The 12775-nt window shown below is 63.8% G+C and carries 8 protein-coding genes and 1 tRNA gene; 4 read left to right on the top strand and 5 right to left on the bottom strand.

What is annotated here, in order from left to right; translation table 11 throughout:
* Positions 1 to 18: 18 nt before the first annotated feature.
* The 4 genes from HNP00_RS16880 to HNP00_RS16895 all read right to left on the bottom strand — a co-directional run bounded on the left by HNP00_RS16880 (position 19) and on the right by HNP00_RS16895 (position 6795).
* A complete protein-coding gene (locus HNP00_RS16880) occupies positions 19 to 678 on the bottom strand; it encodes a TetR/AcrR family transcriptional regulator (RefSeq protein ID WP_184740885.1) in 660 nt (219 codons plus the stop codon).
* 1 nt (position 679) lies between these two features.
* Entirely contained in the window at positions 680 to 3241 is a 2562-nt protein-coding gene (locus HNP00_RS16885) for a PEP/pyruvate-binding domain-containing protein (protein WP_184740886.1), read from the bottom strand.
* Positions 3234 to 4793, bottom strand: a complete 1560-nt coding sequence (locus tag HNP00_RS16890; protein ID WP_184740887.1) for an MFS transporter — start codon at positions 4791 to 4793, stop codon at positions 3234 to 3236. The genes HNP00_RS16885 and HNP00_RS16890 overlap by 8 nt, the downstream gene beginning before the upstream one ends.
* A 175-nt stretch (positions 4794 to 4968) precedes the next feature.
* On the bottom strand, positions 4969 to 6795 hold the full coding sequence (locus tag HNP00_RS16895) for a phosphoenolpyruvate carboxykinase (GTP) (RefSeq protein ID WP_184740888.1): 1827 nt from the start codon (positions 6793 to 6795) through the stop codon (positions 4969 to 4971).
* A gap of 283 nt (positions 6796 to 7078) precedes the next feature.
* Here HNP00_RS16895 and HNP00_RS16900 point away from each other — a divergent pair.
* Positions 7079 to 7152 (top strand) — tRNA-Arg (locus HNP00_RS16900).
* A 254-nt stretch (positions 7153 to 7406) separates the two neighbouring features.
* Here the strand turns inward: HNP00_RS16900 and HNP00_RS16905 are convergent.
* Positions 7407 to 8135: a FadR/GntR family transcriptional regulator gene (locus tag HNP00_RS16905; RefSeq protein WP_184740889.1), complete on the bottom strand. Its 729-nt coding sequence runs from the start codon at positions 8133 to 8135 to the stop codon at positions 7407 to 7409.
* Positions 8136 to 8382: 247 nt separating this feature from the next.
* Here HNP00_RS16905 and HNP00_RS16910 point away from each other — a divergent pair, with 247 nt between their 5' ends.
* The 3 genes from HNP00_RS16910 to HNP00_RS16920 all read left to right on the top strand — a co-directional run bounded on the left by HNP00_RS16910 (position 8383) and on the right by HNP00_RS16920 (position 12684).
* Complete coding sequence (locus HNP00_RS16910; RefSeq protein WP_184740890.1) at positions 8383 to 10023, top strand: ABC transporter substrate-binding protein; 1641 nt, start codon at positions 8383 to 8385, stop codon at positions 10021 to 10023.
* A 358-nt stretch (positions 10024 to 10381) separates the two neighbouring features.
* A complete protein-coding gene (locus HNP00_RS16915; protein ID WP_184740891.1) occupies positions 10382 to 11842 on the top strand; it encodes an NAD(P)/FAD-dependent oxidoreductase in 1461 nt (486 codons plus the stop codon).
* A 59-nt stretch (positions 11843 to 11901) separates the two neighbouring features.
* Positions 11902 to 12684, top strand: coding sequence for an alpha/beta fold hydrolase (locus HNP00_RS16920; RefSeq protein WP_184740892.1), 783 nt, complete (start codon positions 11902 to 11904; stop codon positions 12682 to 12684).
* Positions 12685 to 12775: the final 91 nt, after the last annotated feature.

Genomic DNA, 12775 nt, shown 5'->3' on the forward strand with positions numbered 1-12775 from the left:
GGCCAACAACCACGGCTGCTAGCCCGCCGGCACCCCCGGCGGGCCGGCAACCAGCAGCGGCAGCATCACCTCATCCACCACCTTCACCAGGAATTCATCATCGATGGGCGTTCCCGAGAAGATGAACCGCTGCCGCAGCAAAGCGGGTCCGGCCTCGATTCTCGTCTCCGTGGCCACGCTGGGATCACATTCGCCGCGTGCCGCAGCCTGCTCAATAATGGCTCGCATGATCTTCCCTACGTTGCCGCGCGTGTACTCGTGGACTTCTGCGGCCACCGATGGGTTCTGGAGTGCCTCCCCTAACAGCCCGCGCATGGCTTGGCCCACTGCTCCTTCCAGCTGTTGCGCTACAAGCCGCAGGATCGCCAGGGCGTCCCCGCGCAGGCTACCCGTATCCGGCGCGGACGACGGACTGGGCATGGCATCGTAGGCTGCCTCGAGCACCAACGCTGCCCGCCCGGGCCACCGCCGGTAGAGAGAAGCTTTGCTCGCCCTGGCGCGCTCGGCGACGCTGTCCATGGTCAGCGCGGCGTACCCGGATTCGGCGATCTCCGCCCGGACTGCTTCGAAAATTGCACTGTTCAAGGCAGCTCCGCGCCGGCGCGGCAGCTTGCGATGATCCTGCTGCACCGGCACGCGGTGCTGTTGCTCCGGCAAGAACTCCTGTTGCTTCGGCATGTCAAACATCCCCCGGCGAAGCGGTCGGCAGGACCACTCCCAGGCTTCCGTCCACGAGCACCCGCTGCCCGTCGGCCAAGGTGCTGGTCCCCGAACCGGTGCCCATGACTGCCGGAATTCCGTATTCCCTGGCCACGATCGCCGCATGCGAGCCAAGCCCTCCGGCATCCACCACAACCGCCGCGGCCCGTTGGAACAACGGCGTCCACGAAGGGTTGGTGTACGGGCAGACCAGGATTTCGCCGCTGCGGAGCTGGCCGAACTCGGCCGGCCCCCGGATCACCCGGACAAGCCCGCTTGCCTGGCCGCGGCTGGCCGGAGTACCGGAGACGAGGGCCCCGTCCACCTGGCGGCCTCGGCCAAAGAGCAAAACCGGATCAAGCAGCGGGATGCCCTCCAGTTCCCTCCGTTTCGCCGCCCGCGCCAGCACCAGCGGCCGGTAACGGTCACGCAGGGAAGCCGGCAGCGCACCGCCGTCGTCCGCGTCCGTGATGGACTCCAATTCCTCGAACCGCAAGTGATAGATGTCGTCCGGTGCGTCGATCACGCCACCCAGTACCAACCGCCGGCCGAGCTCCCGGTAGGCGCGGCGGATCGGCGGGATGGCTTTGGTGGCGTAGAAGTGGCTGTCCTCGCGGAAAGCCATTCCGGCCCGAGCGGACTCGACGGCGGCGAGCACCCTTCGCCGCACCGGTTCGAAGCGGAGTGCCGGGTGACGCTTCAATTCCGCAATCGCTGTACCGGTCTGGTCGGCCGCTTGATGCCGCTCTCCGGACATGGCCTTCACCAGCCCCAGCACCACCTCGGGGGCATCGGACCACGTAGGCGAACTGCTCAGGACAACGCTGGTGGTTTCCCGGTGTCCGTATTCCAGCTGGAACTCCTGGAACGCCTCCCGGAAAGCGCGATGCTCTGGAGCCTTTTCGACCTGGTCCAGCAGCTGGCGGGGGTCTGCTTCACGAAAGGCGCGTGACAGTCCGGGGTCGTCTGCCGCAAGGGAAGCGAGCCGTTCAAGTGCCCGATTCGCCTGGCTCGTCCGGGTTTCCGCGCCGGCGATCAGCGCAGGCGCAAGCCTTGTCTTGCCCAGGAACAGAAGCATCAAGCGCATCTTCAGCACCGGCACGAGAATTCCGGGCAGGTAAGAAACCCGGAGATCCCCGATCGCCTGCATCGTCGCGAAGCACTCCTCCACAAGTTCGATGACCGCACGCCAGCGCAGCGGACCGAGATCCATTCCGTTCAGCCGTTCGATTTCGCCAAGGAACCGGGCGAAGCGCGGATCTTGGGTCCACGTGTCTGGCTTGAATTGCCTTGACCGTCGCAGCAAAGACACGGGCGCTGCAAGGGTCCGGAGGGTCGGGCGCGGCACCGGCGGGACGAGCTGAACCACCACGCCGTCCTCCTCCGGCAACAACTCCTCAACCGTGGGAAAGACCACGCCCACGCTTCCGGCCATCCCCCGCAGCATGCCCAAGATTCCTCGGCTCATCCACCCGGAGACATCCAGCGGATACGGCCGTTCCTGGAACATCTCGATGAAGAACGGCCCCACCCGCCGTTGGACCGCGTTGAGGCTGGGCGGTTGAGGCGGGAGCGCGGTCATCGGCCGCGACTGCAGCACATACAGCACGCCCCCGGCCACAGCCCACTCCATGTCCTGTGGCCGAGCGAAATGCTCCTGGGCTTCCCGTCCCAGGCGGGCCAGCTCCGCCAATTGCCCCGCGGCGAGCCCAGGCTTGGCCCCCGGCGCACCAGCCCTTTCCCGCGTACCGCCGCCCGCTGCCACGCTGATCATCACCTCGCGGCCACCTGGGGTGAAACCAAGAACCTTTCCCGAGCCGTCCAGGACGTAGTGCTCCGGCGTCACCCACCCCGAGACCACGGCCTCCCCCAGCCCGGGGTTCGCGTCCACCACCATTTCACCGCGCTCGCCCGTGACCGGGTTCGCTGTGAACATGACACCCGCCATGGCGGCCGGCACCATTTTTTGTACGACGACGGCGATGGCCACCTCGTGCGGGTCGATTCCCTGCCGAAGCCGATAGGCCATAGCCCGGTCCGTCCACAATGATGCCCAACAACTCGAGACCGCCTGGATGACATCTTCCTCGCCAATGACGTTGAGGTAGGTGTCCTGCTGGCCGGCAAACGCCGCTCCCGGAAGATCCTCCGCCGTAGCACTGGACCGGACCGCGACCGCCCCGCCGCCCAGGTTCGCGTAGGCATCGAGGATCTCCTGCCGCAGCGGGACAGGCATTTCCGCCTCGGCAAAGAGGGTCCGGATAGCGGCGCCGGACGCTCCGCCGTCGGGCGCACCGCCGCGCGCACCGCCGCGCGCACCGCCGTCGGGCGCACCGCTCAAGCCGAACAGCAGGCTATCCAACTCAATCCCCACTTTCGTTTCTGCCAGGAAGGACAGGTACGCGTTCGTGGTGATGATGAAGCCCGGCGGCACCGGAAATCCCTCGCGCGCAAGTTCGCCTAAAGCGGCACCCTTGCCGCCTGCGACGGCGATGTCCCCCGCGCAGAAAGCGGTCAGAGGGGCAGTGGTTTTCTCAGTCATCTTGGGCTCCTCGTGCGGTGCTGTCGGCGGCGTCGGAAGGTTCTGGTAGCGCGGTGTCCGAGTGCGCGGTGGTCCGCAACTCCCGCTCGGGAAGGAAGAGCGTCAAAACGAATGCCACAGCCAACACCACAGCGGCAAAACCGAAAACCGGCGGAAGCGCATGTCCGAACGCCTGGGCAACCGCGATGCGGTCCGCGGCCGGCAGCGCTTCCAGGGTCTTCGGCGTCAAGGAATTAATGCGGCTGCCCAGCGCGGCCGCCAGTGAGGCCGGGACCGCTGCGGCAAATCGCGCCGTGATCAGGGAACCCAGAACAGCCACGCCGACGGCGGCGCCCACCTGGCGAAGGAAGGTCACCGTGGACGTCGCAGCACCAAGGTCCCGGCGCTCCACGGAATTCTGCACCACCAGTACCATGACCTGCATGACGAGCCCGATTCCCAGACCGAGAAGCAGCATGGAGAGCAGGACGAGCCACGGGCTGCTGCTCGAGTCCATGGTGCTGAACAGCCAGAGCCCGGGAACCGCAAGCAGCGTCCCGGCCACCGGATACAGCTTGTAGCGTCCAGTGAGGGTGATCAGCGCACCCGATCCCGACGTCGTGAGCAGAAGCCCGGCCATCAGCGAAATCAACATGCCGCCCGAGGCCGTTGCCGACATGCCCATCCCCACCTGCAAAAACGCCGGAAGGTAATTCAACGTGGCGAACATCGCAAAACCGACCAGGAAGCTCACTGCTGTCGGTATGGCAAAGGCAGGATCCCGGAACAGGGACAAGGGGATGATCGGATCAGCCGTGCGACGCGCCCTGAACAGCCAAGCCGCCAGTGCCACAAGAGCCACACCCCCGAGGACCGGGGACACCCAAACCTGCCCCGGGTAGCCGCCGCTGGAGAGGAAGATCACCGACACAATCGCAAGCCCCAGCAAGGCCGCGCCTCCGTAGTCCACTCGTCGTCCGCGCGGAGTGGCCGGGAGCCGCAGTGTAAAGGTCACCACGGCAAGGGCAGCCAATCCGAACGGAACATAGAAGTAGAAGATCCAGCGCCAGGAGAAATGATCAACCACCGCACCGCCAGCCAAAGGTCCGGCAACCGCGGCCATGACGAAGGCTGCGCCGATAATGCCCAGAAGCCTGCCCCGCTCGCGAGGACTGACAAGTTCGCCAATGATCGATTGTGCTCCGATCATGAGCCCTCCGCCGCCGATGCCCTGAATCGCGCGGAAAGCGATGAGCTGCGGCACCGACTGCGCCAACGAGCACAGTCCCGCGCCGATGATGAAAAAGATGAGGGAAGCCTGCAGGATCCGTTTTCGCCCGAAAGCGTCGCCAAGTTTGCCCGTGAGGGGCATGGCGGCTGTGGCGGCGACAAGGTAGCCGGTGATGATGGTGGACATCTGATCCAGGCCGCCCAGATCCCCGGCGACGGTGGGCAGGGCCGAGGCCATGACAGTTTGGTCCAGCGTTCCGAGGAACATCACCAACAGGATTCCAGGCAGCGCCGTCCTGATGGCAGAGTGAACTTTCTCTGTGTGCTGCTGGGCATCGTCCATGGCCCGGTCCCGGAAAATTAGAGAACTGCTGGTTCTCTAAAAGCTACTCTCGCCGCAAACGCGGCACAATGCCTGGTCAATGAAACGCCGACGGCGGTCCCGCACCTTGAGGACACAAGGTGCGGGACCGCCGTCGTTCGGTTGCCTGGGCCCACGCTGGGGAGGCAGCGGGGACCTAGGCCAGGCGGGCCTTAAGGCCCTCGAGCTCCGAGATCAGCGCAGCCGGCAGGGAACCGCCGAACTTCGCGTACCATTCCTCGATCGACGCCAACTCGGTTGCCCACTCGGCGGGGTCGACGCGGACTGCGGCTTCCACCTCGGCAGGAGTCATGTCCAGGCCTTCGAGGTCGATGGACTCGCCGGTCGGCACGAATCCGATGGGGGTCTCGACGGCGTCGGCCTTGCCTTCAAGTCGCTCGATGGCCCACTTGAGGACGCGCGAGTTGTCACCAAAGCCGGGCCATGCGAAGCCACCCTCGGCGGTGCGACGGAACCAGTTGACCAGGAAGATCTTGGGCAGACGCTCCGGGTTCGCCTTGGCTGACAGGTTGACCCAGTGGTTCAGGTAGTCGCCCGCGTCGTAGCCGATGAACGGCAGCATGGCCATGGGATCGCGACGCACGACGCCAACCGCACCGGCCGCGGCAGCGGTGGTTTCGGAGGACAACGTGGAACCCATGAAGATGCCGTTGGACCAGTCGCGGGCTTCAGTGACCAGCGGGATAGTGGTCTTCCGGCGCCCGCCGAAGAGGATCGCGGAGAGTTCCACGCCGTCGGGGCTGAAGTACTCCTCGGCCAGCATGTCGATCTGGTCGATCGGGGTGCAGAAGCGGGAGTTCGGGTGTGCAGCGGGCTTGTCGGACTCGGGAGTCCAGGAGTTGCCCTGCCAGTCGGTCAGGTGCGCCGGAGTTTCCACCGTCATGCCCTCCCACCACACGCCGCCGTCGTCGGTCAGCGCAACGTTGGTGAAGATGCTGTTGCCCTTGGCGATGGCGCGCATGGCATTGGGGTTGGTGCCCCAACCGGTGCCGGGAGCGACGCCGAACAGGCCGGCTTCGGGGTTGACGGCGCGGAGCTCGCCTTCCTTGCCGAAGCGCATCCACGTGATGTCGTCGCCGAGGGTCTCCACCTTCCATCCCTTGATGGTGGGGTCGAGCAGCGCGAGGTTGGTCTTGCCGCAAGCGGAGGGGAACGCGGCAGAGATGTAGTAGTTCTTCTGCTCAGGCGAGGTCAGCTTCAGGATAAGCATGTGCTCGGCCAGCCAGCCTTCGTCGCGGGCCATGACAGACGCGATGCGCAGGGCGTAGCACTTCTTACCAAGGAGGGCGTTGCCGCCGTAGCCGGAGCCGTAGGACCAGATGGAGCGCTCTTCCGGGAAGTGCACAATCCACTTGTCCGGGTTGCAAGGCCACGCAACGTCGGCCTGGCCGGCTTCCAGCGGAGCACCCAGGGAGTGCAGCGCGGGGACGAAGAACGCGTCCGTCTGGGTGATGCGTTCCAGGACGTCGGTGCCGATGCGGGCCATGATGCGCATCGAGGCAACAACGTAGGCGGAGTCGGTGATCTCGACGCCGAACTTGGGGTCCTCGGCGTCCAGGTGGCCCATGACGAACGGAATGACGAACATGGTGCGGCCACGCATGGAGCCGGCGAACAGTCCGCGCAGCTTCTGCTTCATCTCGGCCGGAGCCATCCAGTTGTTGGTGAAGCCGGCGTCATGTTCCTTCTCGGAGCAGATGTATGTCTGCTCTTCTACGCGGGCAACATCCGCAGGATCGGAGAATGCGGCGAAAGAGTTGGGGAAGAGCTCTTGGTTCAGCCTCTTCAGGGTGCCGGCCGCGACGAGTTCGTCGGTCAGCTTCTTGTATTCCGCTTCGCTGCCGTTAACCCAGTGGATGCGGTCCGGCTGTGTCAGCTCGGCTACTTCCTCGACCCAGGCCAGCAGGCGTGCATGCGTAGTAGGTGCCTTCTCAAGCAGCGGCAGTCGCGCCAGATCGCCCATCGTGGTTCCCTTCCTCGGGTTCAGTGGTGTGTCCTAAATGCTAGGGGTCGCGGAGTAGACCAATCTGGGTTCGGACATGGGATCTCTTGACCATTTCGGAGCAAAACCGCTAAAAATCAAGGATCTTTGGTCCTAAAACTGCAAAATTAGTGACTAAGGTCACATAGACCGGTCTAGTTAGGCAGATTACACCACGTCGATTTGGCACGAACAGGGATCTCGCGTAAAGTTTATTGAGGTTCGAGGGGGGAACGAGTTTGAAACTCCCGAGAATCACCAAGATGCGCCCATAGCTCAGCTGGATAGAGCGTCTGTCTACGGAACAGAAGGCCGGGGGTTCGAATCCCTCTGGGCGCACAAATGAAGACCCGCACCGTGCTCGGTGCGGGTCTTTTTTCGTTAAATTCGGGCTTCGGTTTTGGGCCACGCCGTCCTGACCCTCTTTGCCGCTGCCGAGACCCGAAATGACGTGAGTCGCCGTGTCGCAAGCGCTTTCCGACGTCAAAGAAGGGGACGACAGTGCGGCCTGACGGAATAGCTCCAAACGCCAAGGCCGCCGTACGTACTTAACGAGAAAGTACGACGGCGGCCCTTGCGCTTGGGTGCCAGGCTTACGCGGCGACGGCCTCGCTGATGCGGCGACGGATCCCGTCGAAGTGGCGGTTGAGCAGTTCGGCGGCGGCGGTCTTGTCTCCGGTTGCGACGGCGGTATAGATGCTTCGGTGCATCGCCGCGGTGGCTACGAGGTCTTCGTTGGCGGATCCGATCTCCACGTGGATCTTCCGGTAGACCTTCCAGAAGACGCCCATGAGGTTGATGAGGAGCTCGTTGTTCAGCGGTTCGAACAGCCGACGGTGGAACTCGGCGTCGGCGGCTACGAAGTTCTCCCCCGCCTGCGCGAGCTCTTCCATCTGCTTGACGGATTCTTCGATCAAGGCGAGCTGTTCCGTAGTCATCACATCCATCGATGAGCCGATCAGCCCCGATTCGAGGGCCTGGCGCACATCTACGAGCTGCAGCGCTTCAAGGCCCTGATGGCGCAGCGATAGGCGGCCCCGGAACGTCAGGCCATCCGCGAGTGCTTCGAAGTTGCTGGGGGCGACGAACATGCCGAAGCCATGGCGAATCTCAATGACACCCAGGGCCTGCAGCACTTTCAGGGATTCGCGCAGGGTGTTGCGACCTACCCCTAGCGCCACGGAGAGTTCGTTTTCCGTGGGCAAAGGATCGCCCGCCTCGAGCTCGCGTTCGAGGATCAATTCCATAATGTCCGCCTGCAGTGCCCTGAGCCGGGCCTGTGCGCTGAACCGCGCCTGCGGAACGACACCGGAAGTGGTCATGGCTCTCCTTGCAAAAGTACTCATTCCTGGCCGGCCCCCTTTCAGGAACCGGGACAAGGAATCAGTGCGGTGTTAATGTTGAGGTGAGCCTAGCGCCCACCGGAATACAGTGCTTCGCAACATACAATATCGGATGTCCCATCTCCTTCATAGATGTTTGCTTGATTTTTGACTGGGCCCCCGACAAGGCAGGCGCACCGTAGGACGCCCGCCGGTAGGCTCCGATAGCCGCAGCCAGAAAACTTGAATGGTGAGGCATCTTATGAGCAACACGATGAACAAACTGCCGCTGGTCAATGACGCCAGCCGACGCAACTTCCTCAAGCTGAGCGGAGCAGTGGGGGCTGCCGCAGCCTTCACCGCAACCCTTTCGGCATGCGGCGGTCCCGCCGCCACCACCACGGGCGGAGCGAACAACACCGCTACCGTCAATAAGGACCTCACCATCGAGGCAGGCATCTCCTATGCCCTGTCCACGGGTTTCGACCCGCTGACCTCCTCCGGCGCCACGCCTCTGGCCGCCAATTTGCACGTGTTCGAAGGCCTCGTGGAACTCCACCCGGCCACCCGCGAGCCCTACAACGCACTCGCCGCCAGCGACCCCAAGAAGATCAACGACACCACTTACCAGGTGACCATCCGCGACGGCGCCAAGTTCCACAACGGCTTCCCCGTCACCACGGAAGATGTGGCCTATTCCTTCACCCGCGTGATGGACCCGGCCAACAAGTCCTTGTTCTCCCAGTTCATTCCATTCATCAAGGACGTCAAGGCGCTTGATGCCAAGACGGTCGAGTTCTCGCTGAAGTACCCTTTCCCCGGCTTCGGACCGCGAATCTCCGTGGTGAAGGTGGTTCCTAAGGCACTGGCTTCTACTGATCAGAAGGGATTCGACGCCAAGCCAGTCGGCTCCGGCCCCTACAAGCTCATCTCGGCCTTCAAGGACGACAAGATCGTCTTCGAAGCATTCGCGGACTACAACGGCCCCAAGCCCGCACTCGCAAAGGGCATGACCTGGCTGCTGCTCTCAGACGCCGCCGCCCGCGTCACCGCGGTCCAGTCGGGCCGCGTCCAGGCGATCGAAGACGTCCCCTACTTGGACATGGATGGACTCAAGTCCAAGGCGCGGGTTGAATCCGTGCAGTCCTTCGGTCTCCTGTTCCTGATGTTCAACTGCGCGAAGGCGCCCTTCGACAACAAGCTGGTCCGCCAGGCACTCCACTACGGACTAGACAAGGACGCCATCATCAAGAAGGCCTTGTTCGGCAATGCCAAGGCTGCGTCGTCGTACTTCCAGGAGGGCCACCCGGACTACGTCAAGGCCAAGAACGTCTACGGCTACGATCCCCAGAAGGCCGCCGACCTCCTCAAGCAGGCCGGCGTGGGCAACCTCGAATTCGAACTGCTCACCACGGACACGGGATGGGTCAAGGACGTTGCGCCGCTGATGCTGGAATCCTGGAACAAGATCCCCGGAGTCAAGGTCACGGCAAAGAACCTCCAGTCCGGCGCGTTGTACTCGGACAGGGTTGGCAAGGCCGACTTCACGGTAGTGGCGGCCCCGGGCGACCCCTCCCTCTTCGGCAACGACGCAGACCTGCTCCTGAGCTGGTTCTACTCCGGCGCCACCTGGATGACGAAGCGTGCCTACTGGACCACTCCGGAAAGTGCCACGCTCCAGGGTCTGGTGGATAAGGGCTCGCAGGCCGCGCCTGCTGATGCCAAGAAGATCACCGGCCAAATCGTGGACCTCGTCTCCGAGGAAGTCCCCCTGTACCCGCTCTTCCACCGTCAACTCCCGAGTGCATGGGACGAGAAGAAGCTCTCGGGCTTCAAGCCGCTGCCCACCACGGGACTATCCTTCATCGGCGTCGGCCGCACCGCCTAGCCACACCCAACCCATCTAGCTCGCAGTCGTTTAGACGGCTCAAAACGACACGCACTGCGTGGGCCCACGCCGCCAGGGTTCCCTGGCCGAGCTTGCGAGGCGAGGGTGGCGGTGGGGATTAGTTGGGCGAGGCGCACCGCTAAGAAGCACTACCCCGCGAGACCGCCATGCAGCGGCCTTGGACGCAGGCTCGCGGCATTGCCCTTGATGATCCCGTCGGATTTTGCTGGATCATTCGCATCGCACCGGAAAAGAACCGCGCAATTTCAGTCCCCGCGTTTTCGCGCCTAGGAATGATCCAGCAGAATCCGTCGCCGGGTCCCTGATCCCAGCCTGCGTCCGGGCGTAGGCTTCTCCCATGGCTGAGGAGAATATCCGGGAGTTCGATGTCATTGTGATCGGCGCCGGAGCGGTGGGCGAAAACGTGGCAGACAGAGTGGTCCGGGGCGGCCTTACCGCGGCCATTGTGGAGGCTGAACTCGTCGGCGGGGAGTGCTCATATTGGGCCTGCATACCGTCCAAGGCGCTCCTTCGGCCTGGAACCGCCCTGCACACCGCCCAGTCAGTGCCCGGGGCGGCCGACTCCGTCACGAAGGTCCTGGACGCCGAGCCTGTCCTGAAATACCGCGATTACTTCACCAACAAGTGGCAGGACGACGGCGCCGTGCAGTGGCTCGTGGACACAGGCATCGAACTCATCCGGGGCCGGGCGCGCATCACCGGACCGCGCGAAGTCCTCGTGGATGGCAAGGACGGCAACAGCTACTCACTCAAGGCTCACCATGCCGTGGTCGTAGCCACCGGATCCACGCCCGTTATCCCGAATATTGATGGCCTGCGCAACGTCCCGTATTGGACAACCCGAGGCGCCACCTCTGCCCGGCATGTCCCCGCGCGCTTCGTGGTGCTGGGAGGCGGGGTTGCCGGAGTCGAACTTGCCCAGGCGTTCGCCCGCTTAGGCTCGTCGGTCACGATAGTTGCGCGCGGCCGCTTGCTCAGCGCGTTCCCCGAGGAAGCCGCCGGGTTGGTTGCGGCAGGGCTACGGGCCGACGGCGTCGATCTCCGCCTCGGGACGGACACAGCCCGCGTCGAACAAAACAAGGACCATTCATTCAGCGTCACGCTCGGCGACGGCTCGATCCTAAGCTGTGATCAGCTGCTGGTAACCACGGGCCGGCGGCCGAACCTGGACAATTTGGGACTTGGGAATGTAGGGCTCGACGCCGAAGAGGGCAGGGCTTTGCGCCTCACCACGGACTCGAGCGGCTTGGTCGAGGGCCCGGCAAGCGACGGCACCAGCGGGCTGTGGCTCTACGCCGCCGGCGATGCAGTGGGATCGGCATTCCTCACACACCAGGGCAAGTACGAGGCGCGGGCTACCGGTGACGCCATCGTGGCCCGGGCCAAGGGAACCCTGCACGGTACCCCGAAACCCTGGAGTGCCCAGGCAAAGACGGCCGACGAATTTGCCATCCCCAGCGTGGTGTTCACGGATCCGGAAGTGGCAACCGTGGGACCAAGCCTCAAGCAGGCGCTGCAGAAGGGCATCAACGCCACAGCGGTGGAGGTCCCCATCAATGTGTCCGGCGCCCAACTGCACTCGGAAAAGTACAAGGGCTGGGCACAACTGGTGGTGGACGAGGACCGGAAAGTGGTGGTTGGTGCGACGTTTGCCGGGCCGGGGGTGGCCGAGCTTTTGCACGGCGCGACCATCGCGATTGTAGGGGAAATCCCCCTGGACAGGCTGTGGCATGCGGTGCCGTCGTTCCCCACTATCAGTGAGGTGTGGCTGAGGCTGCTGGAGAAGTACGGGTTGTGACCCTGAGGCACAACCGATAAGCCGTTGTGGCGCCCGGGACGCGGGAGGACAATGGCCGCATGGCTGAACTGACGGACGTTGACGGACACCCAACGTGGGTGGAAGACCGGGGTGGTCCCGGCGAGCCCCTCCTGCTGTTGCACGGGGGCCTGAGCAACAGTGACGATCTGCTGAGAAGCATTGGACCAGGCCTGTCGGATCGGTTCCGTGTGGTCGCCTTCGATCGTCGCGGACACGGCTATACGGCGGACACGGACGCCGAGTTCCACTACGCGGACATGGCCACCGAGACGATTCGAGTGCTTGAGGACGTCATTGGCGGCCCGGCTCATCTGGTGGGGTGGAGTGACGGTGGGATCGTTGCCCTCCTCGTTGCGCTCCGGCGGCCTGAACTCGTGCAAAAGCTTGTAGTCATTGGTACCAACTATCACTACAACGGCACGGTTCCTTTCGAGATGGACCCGCAATCGCCCATTGCGCAGGAACTCGGAAAGGCCTATATCGAGCGGTCTCCAGACGGGCCGGAACACTTGGATGTTGTCTTTGGCAAGAGTGTCGCGATGTTCACTACGGAGCCGACGCTTACCACCACCGACATCGCGCAAATCACCCAACCGGCGCTCGTCGTGGTGGGGGATGACGACGTGGTCACGTTGCCCCATACCGTCTCGCTGTACGAAGCCCTGCCCGAAGGCCAATTGGCGGTCGTTCCGGGAGCGTCCCACGGGCTTCCACTGGAACAGCCGGATCTCCTCGCCGGCTTGATTGTCAATTTCCTGACCGCGGACGGGCCGCCGCGCACGTTCATACCCGTACGCCGCGCCGGGAAGACGGGCGCCTAGCTTTCCCGGGGACCATGAGGACCTATTTGAACTGACCGGTCAGTTCGATTACAATTGAGAGCAGACTACTGGTTCTGCGAAAGGTCCAATT

The sequence above is a fragment of the Arthrobacter sp. AZCC_0090 genome (assembly GCF_014207375.1).
GTDB lineage: Bacteria > Actinomycetota > Actinomycetes > Actinomycetales > Micrococcaceae > Arthrobacter.

What these genes read in the sequence shown, in the direction of transcription:
- HNP00_RS16880 (WP_184740885.1), bottom strand. Translation starts at nt 678, where the DNA reads ATGCCGAAGCAACAGGAGTTCTTGCCGGAGCAACAGCACCGCGTGCCG.
- HNP00_RS16885 (WP_184740886.1), bottom strand. Translation starts at nt 3,241, where the DNA reads ATGACTGAGAAAACCACTGCCCCTCTGACCGCTTTCTGCGCGGGGGAC.
- HNP00_RS16890 (WP_184740887.1), bottom strand. Translation starts at nt 4,793, where the DNA reads ATGGACGATGCCCAGCAGCACACAGAGAAAGTTCACTCTGCCATCAGG.
- HNP00_RS16895 (WP_184740888.1), bottom strand. Translation starts at nt 6,795, where the DNA reads ATGGGCGATCTGGCGCGACTGCCGCTGCTTGAGAAGGCACCTACTACG.
- HNP00_RS16905 (WP_184740889.1), bottom strand. Translation starts at nt 8,135, where the DNA reads ATGACCACTTCCGGTGTCGTTCCGCAGGCGCGGTTCAGCGCACAGGCC.
- HNP00_RS16910 (WP_184740890.1), top strand. Translation starts at nt 8,383, where the DNA reads ATGGTGAGGCATCTTATGAGCAACACGATGAACAAACTGCCGCTGGTC.
- HNP00_RS16915 (WP_184740891.1), top strand. Translation starts at nt 10,382, where the DNA reads ATGGCTGAGGAGAATATCCGGGAGTTCGATGTCATTGTGATCGGCGCC.
- HNP00_RS16920 (WP_184740892.1), top strand. Translation starts at nt 11,902, where the DNA reads ATGGCTGAACTGACGGACGTTGACGGACACCCAACGTGGGTGGAAGAC.